Origin of the sequence: Nocardia sp. SYP-A9097 (genome assembly GCF_009649815.1) — a bacterium.
Taxonomy (GTDB): Bacteria; Actinomycetota; Actinomycetes; order Mycobacteriales; family Mycobacteriaceae; genus Nocardia.
The window spans coordinates 18,760-43,330 of sequence record NZ_WJIC01000008.1 but is presented as its reverse complement, the minus strand read 5'-3'; the positions used below and the strand labels follow the sequence as shown (position 1 = coordinate 43,330).

Here is a 24,571-nt window from a genome sequence, read left to right as displayed (position 1 = left end):
GACCGTGGTCGGCGATCACGAAGGACGCTGGTACGTCAGCGATCTGACGCATGAGGCGTTTCACAACGCCGGTGTCTACACGGCCTTCAAGGCCGCTTTCCGCGATGGCAAGCTCGTCGCCATCCACGATTGGGCGGGCGCGTACCACCCCTCCCCGGCCCGGGTCCGGGAGGCGCTGGGCAAGTTCTACGACGGTGTCGACCACTTCGACCAGCACGGGCGGAAATACACGCCCGAGCAGCAGCAGGAGTGGGCGCCCGCGGCGAAGCGAAATCCCTTGGGGGAGAAGGACGTCGAGCCCGTCGCCCACGACGAATCCGTCCCGCCGAAGCCCGAACCCGACGACGATCCGCCGGTTGTCGGGCCGCCGCGGGATTACCGGGGCGAGGCCGAGGACCTCCTCGAGAGATACGCGAACGAATCCGCCGAATGGGAGGGTATGTCTCATGCGGAATTGTGGGAGCTGTTGCAGGGCAGCGTCCATCACAATTCGCCCGAGCATGCGGAGGAGTATCAGCGTGCCGTCACGGCCGCGGTCGAGATAATCCGGCGTGGCACGGCGACCGAGACCAAATCGGGTTTGACACTGCGCTGGACGCAGACGATGGCCACCATGGCCATGCGCCACGGTCCGATCAATATGGATGCCGGTGAAGGCAAGACGCTGGTCTTCCTCGCCGACGGACTGTTGAAGGCGGCGTCCGGTGAGCCCGTGCAGGTGTTCACCACCCGGGACAGCCTGGCCAAGTCCGCGTTCGACCTCTACCAGAAGGTGTTGGAGCCGTACGACTTCAAGGTGCACCGGATGAATCCGGACGAGGATTCATCGCATATCCAGCCGGTGGACGGCGAGCCGACGATCTATGTCGGCACCCTGAACGACGCGGCCTTCGCGCGCCTGCGCGGCAATGAGGTGCCGGGGCGGGTCGCCGTGATCGACGAGATCGACGAGGCGCTGGTACACGCGGACACCACCTGGATCATCTCCGACGGTGCGGCTCATCCCGCGGAAGCCGGTGCGGCACTTCGTGTTGTGCAGGCACGCGATTTCCTCGACGAGCATTTCGCGGCGGGCGCGCTGACGCCGGAGCACTTCGGCCGGACCGAGGGGCAGGTGGGTGGTCCCGCGAAGCTCACCGATGCCGGTATCGCCGAGTTGCGGACACTGCTGCAAGACAGCGGTGCGGGCGTGCGGCAACCCTTCCGGGAGCTATCCGAGCATCCGCTGGAAGATGTTGTCCGACTGGTGAATTCGGCTGCGTCGGCCCGGTGGGAGTTCGTCCGGGACGATCACTACATCGTGGACCGTGGCAATGGGAAAGTGTTCATCATCGATCAGACCACCCACAAGGTGATGTTCGATCCCAAGACGTCCACCGAGAGCCGCTGGAATGGCGGGCTGGCGCAGGCCGTCGAGGCCAGACACGGGCTGACCATCCGCTCCGATTCGGCCGATTCCAGGAGCCTGGCCGCCGACGACCTGTTCTCCGGCAAGAACTACGACTCGCTGACCGGCGCGTCCGGTACCGCCAAGGGCGTATCCCACATCCTGGCCGAGCGCTACAACATGGCCGATGTGGTGACGATTCCACGGTTCAAGACCTCGAAACTGCACACCCACGACGACGTGCTGGCCGGTGATCAGGCGGAGAAACACCGGATGATCGCCGAGGACATCGCCGCCGAAGCCGGTCCGACGGCCCTCCCGAAATTGGTGATCGCCGACCGCAACAGTGAAGTCGCGAAGCTGCACGCCCTGCTGGACGAGATGGGCGTCGCACACCAGTACGTCGACGCGCAATGGTTCCTCGACAATGGTGTACACGCCGAAACACGCCTGAAGGACATCTTCGAGAAGGCCGGTGAATTGGGTGAGGTCCTGGTCATCAACCGGCAGGGTGCCCGCGGTGTCGACATCGAGATCAGCGGGAAGGTCGATGACGCCGGTGGTCTGCAGGTCACCCTGACCAGCAAATCGAACCTGCGCGATATCGATATCCAGGCCGAGAACCGCGCTGCCCGTAATGGCCAGAACGGCAGCGTTCGTTACTATCTCGCCGCGGACGACGCCCTCTTCGCGCATGCGCCGCACGCTGCCCAGACCGTTATCCGCTACACCGACGCGGCCGCCGCGCACGAAACCGCGGCGACCGCGCACCGGACCGCGGAAGCCGATTACGAGACTTCGAACGCCGCGGTAGCGGCGGCGGATCTGCTCCACCAGAACGCGGCAACGGAACAGAATTCGACCCACCGCGAGGCTATGCTGACCGCCCGCGACGAGGCCCGAATCAGGCGCGATGCCGCGCGACTCGCATACGAAACCGCGTCGAACGAACGTCAGGCCGCGGCAGCCGCCCTGCTGAGGCTGGCTCCCACCCTGCAATCCGACAATGTCGATTACCGGTCACTCGAAAGTGTTGTGGCACAGCCTGTCCCGCTCGACTCGGACAGTCTTCCCGGTTCGCCCGCTCCGGTCCGGGACGAGGAGATTCCGCCACCCGGCCGGAACGACGAGCATTCAGGCGATCGGGACCCCGATAACGGGGACGATCGGGTCGAGCCGCGCCACGACAATGCCGAACCGCGCCAAGACAATTCGGAGCAGCACCAGGACGCGCCGGGCGATTCGGCGCAGCAGTATCGCCCCGAGTTCGCACCACCGGCCGATACGCAGGTCGACCGTGACCCGCTGATCGCGAACCCGATGCTGCCCCGGTTGACCATGCCGGACCTCACCCCGCTGCTGGACCTGGACCGAAATGTGCTGGCACCGGACGAGAATGGCGCATTCACGGTGCTCCAGGTCGAGCAGACCTGGGTCCAGGTGCGGGGCGCGAACGATATCGTCACCTGGTTGGCACCGGACGCGCTGGAGCTCGCCGGGCTGATGGTTGCGGCCGGAGACGACATCGTCCCGGTGGGTGAGCAGACCGTGCGCCCGGGCGACCAGCTCGTGTACGCCCAGACCGTCGTGCTGCCCGATCAGCCGCCCGCGACGCTGATTCACGGCTGGCACTACGCGATTCGCGAGACCGGCAACCCGGCCATGGTGCAACTCATGCGCATACCGGACGGGAAGAGCTGGACCCTGCCCAGGGCACAGGCCGCGCGATCCGGGCTGCACCCCCCGCAGCGCATGCAGGGCCCGCTGTGGCGGCCCGGCGGCCCGCGGCCGGAGGACATTCCGGCGCACCTGGGCGACCCGGTATTCGCCGATGAACTCCGCGAGTTCGTGACCCGAAACCCGGACGCGGTCGCGGACATGTTCGTCTCCATCGATACCGCGGACCGGATGACGGCGGACCGCTACCGGATATTGACGACCGACCACAGCGGCCCGGTACTGGTGGACGTCAACCGTCTGACACACCCCGGCGCGGACGGTCGCCTCGCGGTCCCACCCGGCGACCCGGTATGGCCGTACCTGCTGCTGAAGGCTTACCGCGCAACAAGATTCGTCGAGACCCGAACCGGTCCGGCGCGAGTGCAGCACACACCGGCGACCACCGAGAAGGATCTGCCGCCGCTGCCGGTCGAGAACGATCCGCGTGCGCTGCCGGTCGAGAACGATCTCCACGCGCTCGCGGTCGACAAGGATCTGCCGCGGCTGCCGGTCGAGAAGGATCAGCCGGTGCCGCCGGTGCCGTGGCAGTTGGTGCGGAATCAGTATTGGCAGGTCGGCGAGACCACGGCGGATCTGGCCGATCACCGCGCGGGGTATCTCGAAGCGGGGCAGTCCCTACTGCTGGGCGATGCCACCGACCACCTGTTCACGATCCGCCGCGATGTCTCCGATGGTGCACTCGCCGTAACCGATCATCTCGGCAGATCCGTCGACCTGCGGGGCGCGACGATCAGGGAATTCGTCACCGGGAGAGGGCTTTCCGAGTCGCTGATGATCGTTCGCGGCGGCCCGTCGCGCGCCGGTACGGTGGACAACTTCGCGAGCAGAATGTCCGATGCGATGGCCAGCCGCCGCCGCGGGAATCCGGGGCGGGCTGCTCGGCCCGCGGTCGAGCCGAGTACAGCCGAGGCGGAGGCGGCCGGCGCCGCGACCCGGGATCACGAGGCGTGGTGGCGGGAGGCCGCCCGGCAGGACGAGTCCCCGGGAACGGCTGCCGGACCGGGCGAGACCTGGAACGATGCGGAGGCGGCGCTCCTGGAGGCGGGGACCCGCATGGACGTGCCCGGGGACATCTCCGGTTGGCTGGCGGGGGAGCCGGGCCGCGTGGTCCTGTTCGGTTCGGCCGATCGTCACTGGTTCACCGTGTCCCGGGACACCGCCGGCCGTATCGCGGTGCACGATTCGATGGGCGGGCCGGTCGACCTGGACGGGCGCGGATTCAGCGGCCTGATAGCCGACCACGGCGTGCCCTTCGCCGTCGCCGGTCGCGCCCGCTCCATCGCGCCCTCGAACCCCGAATTCGATACCGTCGCAAGGGCTTACGAGACGGATTACGCGACTCCGGAGTCGGTCCCCAGTCCGGAGCCGCAGTTCTTCATGGAGTCGGGCCGGGGGCCGGGGCTGCTGCTCGAACAGCCGCTGGCCCCGGCGGAGCTGTTCCCGATCCCCCGCAATCTGATCGTGCGCGGGGCGCTGCCCTGGGACCATCCGGACACGGTGACGTTGTGGGACAGCGTATTTCTGGACGCACCGATATCCGCGGCGAGTGTTCCGGACGTATTGGCCAGCGATGAGGGACTCGTGCTGCTGTTCGGCACGGGCAGACAGCATTTGTTCACCGCGGTTCTCGGTGCGAATGACACGGTCGCCGTGGTCGACTTCCGCAAAGCTCCCCTCCACCTGGATGCGCATGGCCTCGACGGGCTGATGGCGAGGTACGACGACCTCAGAACCATGGTGGTACGCGCCCCGCACCTGCAGGCCGAGGTCGATCGCATCACCGCGGACGCGGCGGTGCCGCTATGGCCGTCGATGATCGAATTCGATTCCGACGCAGGTGATTCCGATCCGGCCGGTAATTCGGTCGTGAGCGCACCGACCGGGGAGGGTGCGGTCTTCACCGCGTCGGTGCTCCCGTCCGTGGACGCCGGCCCGCTGCCGTCGGTGCGCCTGCCGCGCACCATGCCGGCCGCCAGACTTCTTGCGCCACAGGCTCATTTGATGTTGACCGATGTCGACGGCCGAGTGCTGTGGGTGGCCCGCGATACCTCGGTACCGGTGCGCGCGCGGGGCACGATCGGTGACACGGGATTCCACGAGCTCGAGTTGCCCGACGGCACCACCCGCAGGCTGCCCGATGCCGCGGTGCGCGCGGCGTTCGACGAATCGACCCTTCCCGATGGGGGACGCGAACTTACGCCGAAGGCACCGGGGTTCTGTTACGCCGGCGGCGGTGAGGTTGTCAGGTTCGCCGGGCTGGGGCCCTTCGGGGTGCGGCCGAGCGAGCTCGAGCCCACGAAGTTCGACCTGTACTCCCCGGCGAGTGAAAAGTGGTTGCCCGGAGCTATTTCCGGACTCCTGTCCGTGGGCGTCGGCAAAGCGCTCGGCGATCTGTATATCGATGGAAAGCCGCGGCCGGAGGACGTCGTCCAGGGCAATATCGGCGACTGCTACCTGATGTCGAACCTGATCGGATTGGCGACGCATCAGCCGCAACTGATCCTCGACATGATTCGCGAGAACGCCGGGCCGGATCGTACGTTCAGCGTGCGATTCCACGATCCCGAAAAGGCTCGATGGGTGTGGGTCGAGGTGGATGACACCTTCTACCGGGACTCCGCCGGAAAGATGATCTACGCGGCGCAGGATGCGACCCGGCCGCTGTGGGCCGCCGTCGTGGAGAAGGCGTGGGCGGTCTTCCGCGGCGGGGACCGCGGCTATCTGGGTATCGACGGCGGATGGGCCGGGACGGCGGCGGCGCAGCTGCGGCCACCGCTCATGCCGGGCTTCGCGGGTCGCGTCCAGTCCACGCGTGGCCTCGACGCGTCCCTGGCCGCCGCCCCATTGCACATGGATCGGGACACGCTGGACCGCCTGAATGTGAATTCCGGTGTCGCCCACATGATTCTGGGCAGCGAGAATGCCGCTTTCGCAAACTACCTGCGGGAGTCACTGCCCACCGCGAACACCAATATGGTGCTCGAGGAGCTGGAAGCGGTGAGCCTGCGGGTGTCCGATCGGATGGACGAGCACGACGTTCTTCCGTCGGCACTGGCCACAATGAGCCGAGCCGAGCTCGCCGAACTCCTGGGTTCCGACAGTGTGGCGGCCGCGGTCATGGAGACACTGCCGGCCTGGGAGACAGCGGATTTCGAGGACGATCCCGCCGACTTCTCGCTCTTTCTCGACGACCAGTGGTCGCCGAGCGGCGAGCGACTGCAGGGGTATCTGACCAACTGGCTGTCGAATGACGCCCCTGCCGACACGACGGTCGCGGCGTGGGTGGCGGAGCGGATCGACTATCTGCTCCGCCGCGGCGACACCGTGAGCCTGGGTACCAAACAGCATCTGCCGGGCGGGCCGGCGGCGGCCGACGCACTGCGGGGCCGGCACGCGTACTCCGTCGTCCGGGTGAGTCGGGCGAACGGACCGCTCGGTGCGCCCACCGGGGTGGTGGTGCGCGACCCGTACGGCGGTGCCGAAATCACCGTGCCACTGCGACGTCTCAATCAATTCCGCAGGCTCAGCTCCGCGGGCTCGGGCACGCTGGCCGCCTACGGTGCAGGGCCCACACTCGATACGATCAGATCCGAGCGCGACCGCGCCGGCGGGGCAGCGGCGGCCGAGGCAGCGGCGGCCGAGGCGGCCTCCGACGGGCAGCCCACGGCACCGTCTTCGGCTGTGCCGGAAGCCATTTCAGCACCACCGCACTTCCCGGCGACCGCCTATCGGCCGGGGGAGATCGCGCGGTGGTGGGCCGATCACGGCAGGAGATGGTGGACCGATCTGGGATTCTCGAATCTCGCGTCGGAAGATCAATACCGGCTTGTGACCGGGTTCGCCACCCTGCGCAATGCCGACGGCATTCCCGCCGCGGTCCGAGACACCCTGAATCGGAGCTATCTGCATGGCGCGCTGGGCAATTCGCAGCCGCATACCGGAAAGCTCGAAGAGGTTCTGCTCCGACTCGGCGCGGCCGAGTTGGAGGCCGGGCAGGTCGCGGCCGCGTCGGATCTGCCGGTCCCGCCCGTATATCTGCTGAAGCTCGATCCGGCCGCATTCGGTGGGCGCGGTGCGACGGTGGTGAGCTTCGGTGATATCGACACCGCCGCGTTCGTGGCATGGCATGTACCGGGATTCGAGTCCACGCGGTCGGCGATGAGCAGCGGCGCGGTCAGTGCCATGAACCTGTACGCGGCAGCGAAACAGGAGAACCCCGCAGTGGAAACGGCGGCCGTGGTGTGGCTGGACGATGAGCTCTCGCGCGACCCCGGGATGGTGTCGCAATTGATGAGCTCGACGGCGGCGCTGCTGGGCACCCGTCATCTTCGAGTGCGAAATGCGGTGGCCGCCTTCGCCGCGGCGCGCCGCATCGCCGGAGGCGCCGCACCCACCGTCGAGATATTCGACGACCGATGGGAGCGGGAAGGCGCCGCCTACGGTCTGGACCGGCCGGTGAACCACCTCCTGAACCAGCCCGCGGCCGCGATCGCCATCCCCGCGGCCGGTGTCGAGTTCGAATCGGCGGGCCGCACGGTGACATTCGACGGCGACGAGGTGGTCGCGATCCGCCCGCATGAGACCTCGACCGATCAGGTCTGGGTGCTCGATCCTTGGGAGTCGGACGCCGAGGCGGCCTGGCACCTGGTCGACACGGCGGCACTCGGTATCGAGGCGCCCCGACTGGTGCATGCGCCGGGCACACTGTTCCGGGCGGACGGCAGCGTCGGTATCGAGGATGTTCTCGAGGTCGGCGTCGGCTCGTCGGCCCTGCTGCCCCTGCTGATCTCCCTTGCCGCACATCCGAATTGGGTTCGACGGATGGTGCGGGAACGATCGGACGGCAATTTCGAGGTGCGCTTCGGCACCGAGGATGGTGGCGGCATCCGGGTCGCGGTGGATCGGCAGTTCCACGCTTACGGCAGCGCCGGGGAGATGGCGTACGCGGCGCATATCCCCGGCCAGCCGTTGTGGCCGGCGGTGATCGAGAAGGCATGGGCGATCTACCACGGCGAGGAACAGGGGTACGCGGGAGTTCGTACCGCTTGGTCCGCGACGGCCGCGACGGCCCTGCGGCCCGCCGGCGTGAACGGCTGGACCTGGTCGGCGGATGCCGCGCGGGCCGGTGACTTCGCCGCGCACCCGATGGCCATGGAGCAGGACGTCTTGACGAGGTCGCTGCGCACCTCGCCGAACTCGCCGGGTAATTACGCGGCGGCGTGGGCGGTACTGGGCCTGCAGGCGCAGTGGCGCGAACGTATGGGCCGGTGGTACCGCGCCCAAGAGGATCGCGACAGCTGGGAGCCCGCCCGTGCGGCCTACCACCGGGCGCATGCCGCCGGTGTCGATGCCGCCGCCGCACAGGGCATTCCCGCGGCCGAAATCCCCGATTTCGCAGCGGATTTCGCCGACCGCGCCTACCGGCGCTGGCTCGGACTGCACGATGTCCGCTACGCCGAAGGCTTCATCGACTTCCTGCGCACGTCACTGGACAGGACCACGCTCCGCGAGACCGGGCTGTCGTCGCGTATTTTCCGTAAACGCATGGCGGCATGGGATTCCGGCGACGAGGCCGAGAGTTTCCGCGCGGCGCTACCGGATTTCGGTGGGCTCGATCGTCAGCAGTACGGGGAACACGACAGCACCGGCCGGGCGGCCATGCCGATATTCGCGGGCACCAATCTTCCGGTGCCGGAGCGCAAGAGCGCCGCGGACCGCCCGCTCGGGGGAGTACTGCCCGCGACCGCGACCCCGGATTCCTGGCTCGCGCCCGCCGAGCGCGAGCGGTACCGGATCGTGGTCGGTCCGCGGAATCTGCTGTACCGATCCGACGGCGGCCTTTTCGACACCACCTGGGGCGCGGAAACCGGCGCGGATGGATCGATTCCACGCGCGGTCATGGTGGTCGACGAGTACGGCAATGCGTACGCGGTCCCCGAGGCGCGGCAGGGTCATGAAAGACTCACGCACGCAACCCTTCTCAATGGCGCTCCGGCTGTCGCGGCAGTGCTGGCCGAGGTGCGCGCCGGCGTTCTCACCGGCATCTCCGAGCGGGGCGGCGAATACCGGACCTCGCCCGAAATGAACCGGGCGGCAGTCGATTACCTGTTCGGTGGTTCGAATCCGCTACTGGCGGAACAGGATTACCCGCAGGCATCGGAGCCGGTGATCGAGGGTCCGATCTCGCTGGTTCCGCGTGGTGCGATCGGTGAATCGGTGCTATATCCCGCCCGGCCGCGGTACCGCGTATCGGTGACGTCGGAACCGATCATCACCGATGACGGTGTATCGCTGAATCCGTTGTCCGAGGGTGTCTTCGGGTTCGACAACGCGGCCGATTCGGTCCGCACCAACGCGGTCGGATTCCGGTCCTATCGGGTGACCGGGGCGAACGGGACCGGTTGGGTTTCCATGGTCGATCTACGGCGGCGCGGATATCGCCGGGACACGGTCGGCGGAGACTTCGTTCAAGAGCGGGAATTGCTCGGCCGCCCGGACCGCGTGAATATCTTCGTGTTCGAGCAGGTCTCGGTCGAACTGGATCACCACAGTGCCGGCCGGGTGCTGGTACGCAAGGCCGGTGAGGCCGCGGTTTCGGTCAGAGCGAGCCTGGCCGAGCGCGCGGGTCTGCCGCACCTGGAGCCGCTCCCCGGTCCCCTGTTCTGGACCGCCGGCCCACTGGTGGATGATCTGCGAATTCTGGACGGCCAGGACGCCGCCGCCATCGCGCAGCTTCGCGCACTCGTCACCGATCATCCGGACGTCGTCGAGAACATGGTGCGAGCTGTTCCCGGGACAGCGGACGGCGAACCCGCCGCCGAGCAGTTCGAGGTACTGCTCATGGTCGATGGCAGCCCGCGATGGGTGCGGGTGGATCGTTCGACCACACTGGCGATCGAGCTCGAGGAATGGGAACCGATCTGGCCCGTCCTCATTCTCGCGGCACAGCACGCCGCGGCCGTAGTGAACAATCCGGAACCGCACGAGCGGGTCCCGGCGGCGACGGTCACCGTCCCCGCGGGCGGAGTCGACTTCGAGTCCGACGGCGTGGAAGTCCATCTCGCTGCGGGTTCCAGGGTCGCGCTGCGCCGCCATGACAGCGAGCCCGGGCAGATTCTGGTGCACGCCGGACGAAGCGGCGGACGATCGGTCTGGCGCCAGGTGCCGGAGGCGCACCTCCGGAAGCTGGGTATCAAGGCGCCCAGCCTGATTCGAGTCGGCAACGACCTGTTCGGGCCGCATGGCCCGCAGCCACAGGATGTGCGGCAGGGTGCCGCGGGAACGTGCTATCTGCTCGCCGCCCTCATCGATCTGGCGCGGGAGAATCCGCAGTGGATTCGCGACATGATTCGCGTGCGTCCTGCCGACGGTGACTTCGAGGTGCGATTCATCGAGCCGGACGGCCGCGAGGTGTGGGTTCCCGTGGACCGCCGGTTCTACGCCTACAAGGGCAAGATGGCCTACGCGGCGCATGAGCCGGGTCAGCCGCTGTGGGCGGCGCTGATCGAGAAGGCATGGGCCATCCACCGCGGCGGGGATCGCGGATATGCCGGTGCCAGTGGCGGTCGAGCCGGGCGGACCGCGGCCGCATTGCGCCCGCCGACGCTGCCGGGTACGGCGGAACGGGTCCAGCAGACCCGTGCGATGGATGACTCGACATTCGCGCATCCGATGACATTGGGCCCGGATGCGCTGGCCGAGTTGGTCGGTGGCACCGAGATCGCGAATGAGATGCTGGCGCTGGCGAGCGCCTGGCGGGATCGATTGAGCGGCCGCGGGATTCACGCATCCGCGGAGCGAGCGAAAAAGGCCGCACAGGAAATGCGGGACCGGGGTTTGGTGGGAGACGCACTCCAAACCGAACTCACCGAATGGATTTCCGATGACGACGCCCGCAAGTCGACCGGTTTCGCCAGGTTTCTGAAGGAGACATTGGCTCCCGGGCGATTCGACGAACTGGGAGAGTCCTTCGCGCCCATGCTGACCGAGATGAAGGCGTGGGAGTCGGCCGAGCCGATCCCGGGCTCGATTCTGACCCGATGGGTCCTGGACCGCATTGCCTACCTGGTGAAACGTGGTGACACGGTTACTGTTTCGACGCGTAAGGTCGCGGCGATCCGGCACCCGCACACCGAGCTGTTCGGTGGTCACTCCTACACCTTCTCGGGTTTCGTGACCGATGAAATCACCGGGCTCACAACGGGTTTGCGTCTGACGAATCCGCACCGTCCGCGCGCTACCGGAGCGAGCGAGCGCGAGGTCGAGGTCCCGGAGCGGCATTTCAACCAATTCGTGTCGGTGGCCTCGATGGGTGCGGGCAGCTTGGGCGCGCACGGCGACCCGGAGCTCTCGGCCTCGGCGACGGTCGCGGCGGAGGCGGTCCCCGATGATCGGCTGCTGTTCACGGGCACCGAAACCCCGGTGCCCGAGCCGATTACCGGCGATCCGGAACTGTCCGGTGTGCCGATGACCTACGACGACGAGGAGTACCACGAACTCGCTCCCGCCCGCCGCGCGGATCTGCGGATCGTGGTCGGGCCGGGCGGACTGCTGTATCGGGCGATCGACGGCGGGCTCTTCGACACCACCTGGACCGAGGATGATCCGAGCCGGCCTCGGGACTTCTACACCCGGCGCGCGCTATTCGTGATGGATGTGCGCGGCAATATGTACGCGACCACCTTCACAACCAATGAGCGCCCGGCCTCGATCACCGCGGCCACCCTGCTCAACGGCGCGCCGGCGGCGGCCGCGGGACTGATCGAGGTGCACGCCGGTATACCCGAGATCATGACGGTGGTGGACGACGAGTACGAGATCACCGCCGAAATGAACACGGCGGCATGGGATTTCCTGCGATCGCAGCCGCACGGACTGGTGCTGGGCCACGATTTCCGGCACCTGGAGTTCGACGCACCCACCCGCGAGGAGCTCGGCTGGGCCACCCAGGACCCGGACGGCAAGACCCCCGTTCCGACCGAATCGGAGCCCGCCGTCAGCGTCGCGCGCCCGGCGCTCTCCGGCCCGATCCCGCTGGCTCCGCAAGGCGCACTGAGTGATTCGGTGCTGACACCGGCTCGCCCGGCTGCCCGCGTCACGCCGGCGAGTACGGTACGGCGATTCGATGTTCGGACCGAAGCCGGTGTGGACCTCGCGCCGCTGCCGGGTGGCATTCTTCGCCATACGTATGCCCCGGCGGCCCAGCGTCTCGGGCCGGACGGAAAACCGTTGCTCTTCGTGACCGGCGCGAACGGCACCGGCTGGGTGCCCGCGCAAACGCTCTCGCGCCGTAGATATCTCGCCGATCCGGAGTCCGGGGGCTTTGTGCTCCGGATCGCCCTCACCGGGCATCCCGCTGATGAACACGTGCGCGGAATCCAGCTGCGGGTGAACGATTCGGTTGTGGTGGAACCGGATTCGCGTTACCCCGGATGGGTGCTGCTGCGCCGCGACGGTGAAATGCCGGTGTCGGTTCCGGCGGATGTCGCTGCCGGATATGGCTTACGCCCCCGGCGCGACCTCGAAGGACCGCTCTTCCGAGACGAGTCGGGGCCGACGATCGGTGATCTTCCGGAGACCGCGTTCTTCACCGAATTCCCGGCGCTGGCGCAACTTCGTGACCTGGTCGGCACCCCCGCCGGCGTCGCCGCCGTACGCCGGATGATCCGTGAGGTCACACCGGGCAGTATCGAGGTCCTGCTGATGGTGGCCGGTCGGCCGCAATGGGTGCGCGTGGATCGCTCCACCGATCTGCCCTTCGCCGTGGGCATCGTCGATCCGATCTGGCCCGCCGCGATCCTCGCCGCGCATGCCGCCGTCACGGACGACGAACGTCAGCACGAGTACCGTCAGGCCCGGCGCGACCGGGAGTATGACGAGGAGACCGGCGCGTGGATTCCCTTGGCGCAGACAGGAGATCAGCTCGAGGCCACGCACGCCGAGGTCGGCCGCTGGCTCAGCGGTGTGCCCGCGAGTGGATTCGCCGAGGGTCCGGAGTCCGCGCCGGAGCCGGCCGACCATGCGGCCGCGGTGTGGCGGTTGGTGGCCGGAGACCCGGAGGACGAGACAACATCATTGATTCTCGAGAATCCCGCGACCGATGATTCGATCCAGACGACTGCGGCGGAGTTGCGGACCCTGGGTGCCCGATTCGATCAGCGCACACGGGAATTCCACCTGCCGGTGCTGATCGACCTCCCGCAGGCTTCGGATCCGAGCCGGCCCCTCGACGGCGCGGCATTCACCCCGGCGATAGCTCCCGCCGCGGCGGACGAACCGGCGGCGGCCGAGCGTCTCCCCGCAGCAACGGTGGCTATCCCGGACGTCGGCGTCACCTTCACCTCGTTCGGCGAGACCGTGCACCTGGCGGGCGGGACGAGTGTCGCGGTTCGCCTGGATGACAGCGCACCCGATGAGGTTGTCGTCCTCGACCCGGCGGGCACGAACTCCACCTGGCATCGGGTCGAGCGGAGTGTGCTGGTGGCACAGGGCGTGCACGTGCCGAGTCTGGTGCGGGTGACCAGTGAGCTGTTCGGGCCGTCCGGTCTGCCGCTCGCCGCCGATGTGCGGCAGGGCGGTCTCGGTGACTGCTATCTGCTGGCCGATCTGATCGGTCTGGCCGAACAGCATCCGGAGTGGGTGCGCCGGATGATTCGGCTACGCGCGGATGGTGATTGGGAGGTGCGGTTCACCGAGTCGGCCGGCGATGGTCTGCGTCGTGAGGTGTGGATTCCGGTCGATCAGCGCTTCTACGCCTACGGCGGGCGGATGGCCTATGCGGTGCATGAGGCGGGTCAGCCGGTGTGGGCCGCGGTGATCGAGAAGGCGTGGGCGATCTTCCACGGTGGCGACAAGGGCTACGCGGGCGTCTCCGCCGGACTCTCCGGTGCGACCGCGGCCGCATTGTGGCCGACGGATACCGCGGACCGCGCGCGGTCGATGCGGGCGGTGGACGATACGGCCTTCGCGCATCCGATGGCATTGGGTCCGGATCTGCTGGGGGAGTTGTTGAGTGGCCCGGTCGCCGACGAAGCGGGCGTGGACCTCGCGCGCTCGATCGCCCACGAGGTGCTCGAGCTCGAGACGGAATGGATTGGCCGACTGGATAATTGGGTCGAGAACGACAGGTGGGACCTGGCGACCGCGGAACGGCAGCGGATCGCCGCTCTCGGACTGCCCGCCGCCGATGGCACGGCGCTGTTCCGGCGCTGGCTCGGCGAGCAGGATCCCCGCCGGGCGACCGGTTTCAGCGCATTCCTGCAAGAGTCGCTCGGTCCGGCGCGCTATGCGGAGTTGACGCCGCATCTGACCCGCTTGTCGGCGGCCATGGAGAAGTGGGAATCCGCTGCCCCCCTTGATGATTCGCCGCTGACCCGGTGGGTTTCGGATCGCATCGCGTTTCTGCTGAATCGCGGTGACACGGTGATCCTGGGCACTCGTAATCTGCCGGACGGACAGGTCGAGCATCCCGATACCCGGCTGAGCCAGAACCACGCCTATACCGTCTCCGGCATCGTGGTCGACGAGATCACCGGGCAGCCGACGGGCGTGCGCCTGATCGACCCGCACTGGTGGATACCGGGACACCGGTTCGCCGCGGGCGTGGTGGTGGACCTCCGGCACCTCAACCAATTCCTCCAGCTGTCGTCGATCGGCACCGGGACCCGATTCGCGTACGGCTCGGATACGATCGCACCGGCCAAGGCCACGCTCGAAACCTCTGCGCCAGAGGCGATCTCGTCGACTCCCGGGCCCGTCCGGGAGACTCCGCAACCGGTGCCGACTCCGCATACGGCCGGTCCGATAGCGGTGGTTCCGGCCGAGCATCTCGCGGCGGCCCGCGCCGCCGCGACCGTATTGCAGGTGGCGCATCCCGGCCTCCGGACCGCGGAATTGCTCGGTTCGAGTCATTCGCGGGCCGTCGAACAGTTGCGGGCGCTCGCCGCCGCCGATCCGAGTGCGCTGCTGAATATGATCCGCTTCGACAGTCCGGGCAGAATCGACGTACTGCTGACGGTGGCGGGCCGACCGCGGTGGGTGCGGGTGGATCGTGCCGAGGGATCCTCGGGTGCTGTTTCGCGGATCGATCGCATTCTCGAGGCGCAGGCCGCCGTGGAGGCGATGTACGCGAACGATCGGGCTTTCCTCGACGCCGTTCCGGACTTCGGACAGGAGATTCGCGACCAGCAGTACGGCATCGACGCGGCCGGGTTCGCCGCGGCCCGAGATGCTCGAATGATGTTCGCGGGCACGGATATTCCGGTGCCCGAGCGGCTGACCGGTGACCCGATCTCGGCGGGGGTGCCGATTGTCCCGGGTACCGAGTACACCCAGCTCTCCCCGGCGCAGCGGGAGGAATTGCGGATCGTGGTCGGTCCGCACGGCCTGCTGTACCGGGCCGTCGACGGTGGCCTCTTCGACTCCACCTGGGATTCGAAAATGGGGTCGGACGGGTCCGACCGCTGGCAGGAGACACAGGACCCGGTCAATAGGCGCGCGGCCCTGGTAATGGATACGCGCGGCAATATGTACGCGATCACGATGACGGCCAATGACGCGCGCCGCGACTCGGTCACCTGGGCGTCGCTGCTCGGCGGTGCGCCCGCGGCCGCGTCCGCATTGATCGAGGTTCGCGCCGGTGTGCCCACCGTGCTGCTGGATTTCGGCCTCCAGTACCCGATCACCTCCGGGATGAACGCCGCTGCCCTGCAGCTCCTGGGTTCCCGGCCGCACGGCTTGGCACTGGGTTCGGATTTCCGGCATGTGCGCTTCGCCGACGAGCTCGAAAGTGACGAGTTCGGCTGGGCGGCAATGGAACTAGACCATAACCGGGCGCCCGTTCCGACCGCGCTGGAGCCGTCCGTTCCCGTTCCCGCCAACCCCGCGCTGCTCGGTCCGATCCCACTCGTACCGCGCGGCACGGTAAGCGATTCGGTGCTGACACCGGTTCACCAGGCTGCCCGTTTCGCGCTGCCGAGTGACCTGCGGCGATTCGAGGTCAGGACGGTGACGGGTCAGCTGCTCGCACCGCTTCCGGGCGGCTTCCTGCGCTACACCGGAGGACCCGCCGCGCAGCGCTTCAATGAGCTCGGGAACAAGCTCTTCTTCGTGACCGGAGCGAATGGCACGGGGTGGGTGCCCTGGCTCGCACTCTCCGGGCGCGGATATTTCGCCACGGCGGAGACCGGGCGGTTCGTGCTGCGGGTCGGCTTCGGCGGGGATCCCGTCGATCCGTCCCGCCCGGGGATAGCCCTGGAGGTGAACGATCGGGTTGTGGTGCGGCACGATCCGGCCGATCCGCTTCGGGTCCTGTTGCGGCACAACGGTCTCGGACCGGTGTCGGTTCCGGCCGCGGTGGCCGCCCGATTCGGGCTCCGCCCGCCCCGCCGGCTCGCGGGACCGCTCTTCCGGAGTGCGTCGGGGCCGGAGATCGGCGACCTTCCGGACGCCGCGCTGTTCGCCGACTATCCGGGTCTCGCGCAGCTTCATGATCTGGTCGCGAGTGCCGATGGCGCGTCCGCGATCCGGCAGATGATCCGGGAGGATTCGCACGGGAATATCGACGTGCTGCTGATGGTTGCGGGCAAACCGCAATGGGTGCGGGTGGACAGGTTCTCGGATCTGCCCTTCGCCGGGCGCGTGGGCGAACCGATCTGGGCCGCAATGATTCTCACGGCACACGTTGCCGCGGCGGCCGATGATCTCCAGCATGAGTACCGTCAGTCCCTGCGCGACCGGGAATATGACGAGAACGCGGGAGTGTGGGTCCCGCTCGCCGAGTCCGGAGAACAACTGGCGGCCACGCATACCAGGGTCGGCGAATGGCTGAAGGGTGTCCCCGACAACGGGTTCGCCGAGGAGAACGAGCCGGTACCGGTACCGGTACCGGAGCCGAGGCCGGAGTTGGACCGGTATCCGGTGTGGAAGCTGATCGCCGGGGACCCGGCGGGCCACCCCGATGCCCCGGTGATTGTCGGGAATCCCGGATCGCATGAGCCGCTCGAGACGAATCCGGCGGAGTTGCGGCGGCTCGGTTACGTATATGACTCGCGGAGAATGGAATTCCACACTCCGGCGATAGTCGGCATCGACGCGGTCGCCGCGCCGGTCCGTGCGGAGGACATCGCCGCGGAAATAGCCCCGGCGGTGACGCCGGCGGTGGCGGACGAACCCGAAGCCGGGATGCGTGTCCCGGCGGCCTCGGTGCGAATCCCCACCGGCGGAATCACTCTCACGGTGGATGGCACGACATCGAGTCTGACGGGTGGCCGGCATATCGCGGTTCGCCTGCACGACAGCGATCCGAATCAAATGCTGGTACTGCTCCCCGCGAGCGGGACCACCGGGCTCGTATGGCGACCGGTCACACGAGACGTACTCGAACCACTCGGTGTGGTCATCCCGAGTCTGGTGCGAGTTACCAGCTCACTGTTCGGACCGAGTGGTCTGCCAGCCGCGAGCGATGTGAAGCAGGGTGAGGTCGGTGACTGCTACCTCTTGGCCGATCTGATCGGTTTGGCCGAACAGCATCCGGAGTGGGTGCGTTCGATGATTCGGCTACGCGCGGACGGTGATTGGGAGGTCAGGTTCACCGAGCAGGTCGCCGATGGTGCCGGTGCACAGATGCGTCGTGAGGTGTGGGTTCCGGTGGATCGGCGCTTCTACGCCTATGGCGGGCAGATGGTCTATGCGGTGCATGAGGCGGGTCAGCCATTGTGGGCCGCGGTGATCGAGAAGGCATGGGCGATCTACCGCGGTGGCGGTTTGGGTTACGTGGGTATCGACGGCGGCTCCGCCGGGGTGACCGCGGCGGCCCTGTGGCCGGCGGACACCCGGGACGGGGCGCGGCCGACGCGAGCGGTGGACGATATGGCCTTCGCGCATCCGATGGCATTGGGTCCCGATGTGCTGGCGGAGTTGACGGGCAGCCGGGAAGTCGCCCGCGAGCTGTTGGATCTCGAGCAGGACTGGTTCGACTGGCAGGACCGCTGGACCAATTCGGGGACCTGGGATCGTTCGCAAGCGGAGTGGGACAGGATTTCCGCCCTCGGACTACCCGTCGACGAGATCGCCGATGCGCATTGGAACTGGTTGCAGGAGCAGGATGTTCGCAAATCGACCGGTTTCGGCCTGTTCCTGGAGGCAGTGCTGGGTGACGCGCGGTATCGGGAATTGACGCCGCAGTTGACACCGGTGCTGACGGTCATGCGGCAGTGGGAATCCGGCACTCTCCCCGATGATTCGGCGGTGACCCAGTCGGTGATGTCCCGAATCGCCTATCTGCTCCATCGCGGTGACACGGTGACAATCGGCACCGGGGTACTTCCGGCCGGAGTGGCCCGGCATCCGCACACCCAGTTGAGTCCCAGTCATGCTCATACCGTTTCCGGCATTGTCATCGACGAGGCCACCGGGCACGCGACCGGTCTGCGCCTGATCGATCCGAATGCCTGGTTGCCGGGGCACCGCTTCGCCGGCGGGGTGGTGGTGCCGGTGCGGTACCTCCATCAGTTCATCAAGCTCTCGTCGAACGGGCCGGGAACTCTGTTCGCGCACGGCGCGCCCGTGCAGCGCCAGGTCTCGATGGCCGGCGCCGGTGGATTGTCGGCGGGGCGGCACACCGCGGCCGATATCGCCGGAATCGTTCCGCCGCAACGCGATACCGTGTGGGAGTCGCAGCCCGGGGCGGGGAACAATTGTCTCTGGCATGCGCTGGCTCGTTCGCTCGGTATTCCGGTAACCGATGAGCAGGCGCATTTGGACTTCCGGCGGGGCGTGGTGGACACCATGCTTCGTACACCGGAGAAATACCTCGGGCGGTTCATGGCGGGCGAGCCGCAGGATGCGCGTATTCGCGAATTCACCACGCAATTGCGGGATTTGCTGGAGCCGGGGCAGTGGAATAATCTCGCCGCCGACCAGTTGCTGCCCGCGGCGGCACAGGCCCTGGAATTGAATCTGGATGTGTATTTCCGGAACGGTTCGGTCGAACCCTTGCCCTTCGGTGGGCCGGATACGCCGGTGCGGGCATTGTTCCGTGATGGTGAACGCGATGACGACGGCCACTACTGGGTCGCGGTGCAGCCGCGGGACGGCACCGTCCTCAGCTATGAGCGTGGACCCGGCCATGCCGGGGAAGCGAATTCGGCCGGTTTGTCGCTGCGCGGTGGCGTCGATGAAATCGGAACGCCGGGAAGGCGATCCGCTCGTGCGGTAGTCGGCGATTTCGTCCGCCGGTTGGGTCGAGTGCTGCGCCGCGACCGTGGTTCCGCCCCGGTCACCGCGGCGGCGGCGCAACCCGCGCGACTGCCGTGGTGGCGTCGCACCGCTGGGCGGCGCTGGAATTTCCTGGGCCGGCTCCGGCGTGGCGGTCAGCAGGAGATGCGCACCGAACAGGTTGCGGCAGTTGGGTTCCAGGGCACGGCTCCCGGTGTTCGGAACGCGCTGGGCGACGCCTCGACCGCGAACAATGTGTCGACCGCGAGTGCGGTGGATCCGAGCCTCGCGGCCCTGAGCACGGTGGACTCGAATGTCACATCGAGCGTGCTGGATTCGAGCGTCACCTCGAGTGTGGTCGGTTCGAATGTCACCTCGAGTGTGGTGGATTCGAATGTCACCCCGGATGCGGTGGATTCGAGCGTCACCCCGGATGTGGTGGGTTCGAGTATCACCTCGAGCGTGGCGGATTCGGGCTCGGCGGCTGTGCCGGTGGGTTCAGCGTATTCCTCGAGTCTCGGCTCGGACGGCGACTCGGATTCGAGCGAATCGAGTTCGAGCTCGAGTTCCGAATCGGAGGACGAGTTCGTTCCGCTCATGGGGCGGACCGGTGAAACGGTGCCGCCGCGCAATGAAACCGACAGTGGATTGGACGCCGTGCTGCCGGACGATTCCGGTTCGGTTTCGCTGCCTGCCCGGATGATGGCGCGCCTGCGGATCGTGGTCGGTCCGGACGGCCTGTTGTATCGGGCCTTCGACGGCGGACTCTTCGATACCACCTGGGGTGCTCGAATGGGTTCGGGTAGCGCCGATCAGAGTTCGGCGGCGCAGTGGTATCAGAACCCGCGCAACCGGCGTGCGCTGATGGTTATGGACGCCCAAGGAAATATGTACGCGCTTCCCGCCGCCGATCAGCAGAATGTGCTGATCACCCACGCGTCACTGCTGGGTGGCCGTCCCGCGGTGGCGGCCGCGGAAATCGAGGTGCACCGGGGCTTGCTGCGGACCATGTCCGACCGGACCGGTGAATATCCGATTACCGAACAACACAATGACGCGGCTCTCTTGGATCTGACCGCACTGCATGGGCTGGAACTGCATCACGATTTCCGGCAGCTGTTCCCCGATCCGCTGGATCCGGATGAGGAGCTGGATAGGACGGCTCCGCAGTTCGAACGGATGCGCGGAGCTTTCACGCTGATGCCGGTCGCCGGTCCGCTCGGTCTGGCCCCGCCCGGTGCGAGATCCACTGCGCCGGTACTGGTTCCGGTCCATTCGGGCGCGCCGGTACGGTGGCGGGAGGTGTCGCTGCCCACGGCGTCATCGGTGCCGTTGCGTTCGTTCCCGGGTGGGTTCCTGCGCCTGCAGGACAGTCCCGCGACGTACGGGGTGATCGACGGGGTCGAGTATCGCTGGGTGCGGGGCGCGAATGGGGCGGGGTGGGTTTCCATTGCCGCGGTCGAGGGGGCCGGGTACGTCTGGGAGCGCGACAGTGGGCGGCTCTACCGGCGCGAGCTGGTGACCTTCCACGATATGGCCGGCACCGAGCGGCAGTTCGGAGTGCGCGAATTCGACCGATTCATTGTCGAGCCGGAACGTAACCCGCAGGGTGACGGGCCTCCCCGGGTGCTGCTGCGTCGCGGCGGTGACGCGCTGTGGTTGGACGCCGCCGTAGCCGCCGCCTCGTTGGGGCTCCGCCCCCCGACCGACCTGTCGGGTCCGATGTGGGGCGCCTCCGGCCCGATGGCCGCCGATCTGGCTCATCTACCGAATTCCCCAGTGGTGGAACAGCTGCTGGATTTGGTCAACGACGATCCGCGTGCGGTCGTGCGGATGCTGCGAGTGACTTTCGACAACAGTGTCGATGTGCTGTTGATTGTGGATGGCATGCCGCGCTGGGTTCGGGTGCGGCGCTCGACCGAGCTGCCGTGGTCCTCTCCCGACCTGCCGATCTGGCCCGCGATCATTATCGAGGCGCATAACGCGGTGCAGGCGGACACGATTCACCTCGATCAGCTCGAGCTGAATGACACGTCCTACGACGCCACGAACCAGAATCGGCAGATTTCCCGGTTTGTCGCGTCCGCTCATTTCGAGGAGCTGGAAAGCCGGGTGCACGGGTGGATCGATGGCATTCCCGCCGCGGGCTTCGAAGGTCGTCGCGACGCCGACGACGAGCACCTGCTGCTCGGCCCGGACGGCCACGACCATCCGGTGCTGCCGCCCGAATGGTCCGCCGCGGCCCGGCCCGCGGCGGGGGTCGCCGAGCTCACCGTCGATAACCTGGCCGCACACGAGCCTGCCGCGACCGGAACTCCGCATGGCACAACGGATTCGGAGCCGGTGCTACGCGCGCTTCGTCCGAGTGTTCAGGTGTTGCCCGCCGCGAACTTCCCGACGGAATCTGTTGGGCCCCTGTTGATTTCGACGGTGCCCGGTCCCTACGGTCCGGTGCGGTTGGCCGTCGGTGAAAACGTTGTCGTGGAGCAGCGCGTCGACTCGGAAGCGATTCTGCTGCACCGCGACAACGGCGAGTCGGTGTGGGTGGACCGCGACGCCGCCGTCGAACTCGGATTGGTTCTGCTGCACCGGCTCGCGGGCCCGGTGTTCGATGTCGGCGGCCCGGCGGTCGCCGACCTGGACTACCTCGAAACTCTGGTGGCGGATCCCGAGCGCATCGAATCCCTGCGCTGGCTGGTCGAGCAGGAGCCGCACATTCTCGTGGAGATGTTCCGCGAGAACGACGACCCCGCACGCACCGTCGATATTCAATCCGGTGTCGACGGCGTCCTGCGCTGGATGCGAGTCGATCGCTTCACCGACCTCCCGTGGCTGTCGGAAACCACCCCTATCTGGCCGGCGCTGGCCCTGCGCGTGCTCGAGGCGGTCCAAGAAGGTCCGATGGCGAGCGGCACCGCCACGGTTCCCCGGAGCGAGACATCGACTACGACTACGACGACAACTACGTCTTCGGCAGGGGAACAGTCCGAAAGTTGGCCGCTCGCCGAGCCGTCGGCGTTGTTCGACGCTCCCGCCGATCATGGTCTTTTCTCGGCGGATGAGCTCGCGGGCGTGTTCGGCGCCTTCGGTTCGATGGCCGAGGAGCCCCTCGCCGATCCGGGCGTCGTGCCGGTGTCGCCGCAGGCCCCGGACGCATTCATGGACGGCTATGCGTCCAGTGCTCAGCCGGAGCCGCTGTTGCCCGAGCCGACCGCGTTGTTCGATGTTCCGACGGATCATGGTCTCTTCTCAGCGGATGAGCTCGCGGGCATGTTCGGTGAATTGGGTTCGGTGGCCGGAGAGCCTCTCGCCGATCCGGGCGTCGTGCCGGTGTCGCCGCAGGCCCCGGATGCGTTCATGGTGAGCTATGTGTCCGGTGATCGGGCGGAGTCGGTGCGGTCCGAGCCGGAGCCGTCGCGGTCCGAGCCGGTCGCACCCGCAGCCATGCCGGCGGGGCCGCTGCTGCTCGCGCCGCCCCGGGTGCCGCTGGGTGAACTGCCTGTGGCGCAATTGAACTCCCGCAATCGCAGGCTGCCGGATACCCGCACGGATCCGCGGCCGGTGACCCGGGAACCGTCGTACCTGCGGCTTCCGGCGCTGCGATTGCGCACGGATCGGAACGCGCGGATCACACCGCGTGCGGGTGGCGCACTGGGATTCCACGACAGTCCGGCGAATCGGCACACCGATGAGCTGGGCACCAGATTGCGGGTCGCCGGGGTGAACCGGACCGGCTGGGTGTGGGAAAACGATCTGCTGGACAACGGTTTCCGCTATTCGGCGGCGCGCGGGCAGTTCCTGCGCGGCGCGGATATTCCGGGTGCCGACGGACCGGTGACGGTGTTCGAAAACCAGCCGATTCATGTCGAGCCGACTGCGGATCGCCCGGGACAGCTGCTGCTGCGCCTGGCGGATCGCTCGGTCTGGGTGGACCGGGCCGCCGCCATCGGATTGGGCTTGGAGCCCGTATTTCCGTTTACCGGCCCGCTGTGGTCGCCGGAACTCGGTCCGCGGGCCGAGGACTTGAACGCGCTGGTGTACACGCCGGAGGTCGCGCAGCTGGATGAACTCGTCCGCGGCAACCCTGCCCTCGTTCGCGACATGATGCGCGAGAATGCCGACAACTCCGTCGATGTCCGGCTGCTGGTGAACGACGCGCCGCGGTGGGTGCGGGTGGGTCGTTTCTTCCCGGTGGATATCGGATTGCCCGAGGGGCATCCGATTTGGGCGCCGCTCATCCTCGCGGCGAACCATCAGGCCCTGCGGTTCATCGGCGACGCGCGTGCGCGTGCCGCGCGGTTGGCGGACCTGCCGTACGTGGATTGGGACGGGCAAACGCGAAATATCAACGGCAGCACGCAGTTTCATGTCCGGGATCCCGGTGCGAGCGCGTTCCGCTGGTGCACCAGCGACTGGTTGCAGGAGTTCTTCGTCGAGTTGCGCGAGATCCCGCCGTCGCAGCTGCCGTTGGTCGAGCATACGGTCGGGGATCCGTTGGAGATGGAGGGGCCGCCGGCCTTCGGACAGGGTCTGTTGCCGGCCGGTCCGCTGTTCTTGACCGAGTACGATGTGGCGGCCGATGAGCCGGTGCTGGAGGAAGCGGTGGCCGCCCCGAATGGGTTGCCGCAGCGACGTTTAGGCGGTCGCCTGTGGGGGTCCAGCGGTCCGCTCGAATCGGATTTGCGGATTTTCGCGCGGCTGCGGGATTCGGATGCGGCCGCGGTCAGGCAGCTTCGCGCCTTGGTCGAGGGTGACCCGGGGGCTGTGATGGAGATGATTCAGGAGAACGCCGTGCGCGGCACGGTCGATGTTCGGTTGGTGGTGGATGGTCGCCCGCGCTGGGTGCGGGTGCGTCGTTTCGGCGGTTGGCACAGTCTGCTGACCGATACCGATAATGCCTGGCCGCATTACATTCTCGCCGCGCAGCAGGTGGCGGTGGCGCACAACGCGCGCGTCGCGGCCGAGGGACCGGGGGAGGCCGGACAGCTGCCCGCGGGCGCGATGATGGAGTGGTCGGGAGAGGTTCGATCGCGCTCGGACGCCGGTCCCGGCGGCGAGGAGTACTTCGTCCGGCCGCCGGGTCAGTCCTCCTTCGTGTGGCTGAGCCGGGCGTGGCTGGCGTTGAACGACATCCAGTTGACGGTGGACGGCGCGCCCGCGCCGCCCTTCGACGAAACATCGCCCGCGTCACCGGATTTCATGGATCTGGGTGCGCTCGGTGGGCTGTGA

The 24,571-nt window shown here is 67.6% G+C and carries 1 protein-coding gene (cut by a window edge); it reads left to right on the top strand.

The window, feature by feature from the left end:
* Window positions 1-24,571, top strand: partial view of a C2 family cysteine protease gene (locus GFY24_RS18235; RefSeq protein WP_153806287.1) — the 3' portion only. The gene continues 2,741 nt to the left of window position 1, outside the view; the window shows 24,571 of its 27,312 coding nt (coding positions 2,742-27,312); the start codon falls outside the window, past its left edge; it ends in the stop codon at window positions 24,569-24,571.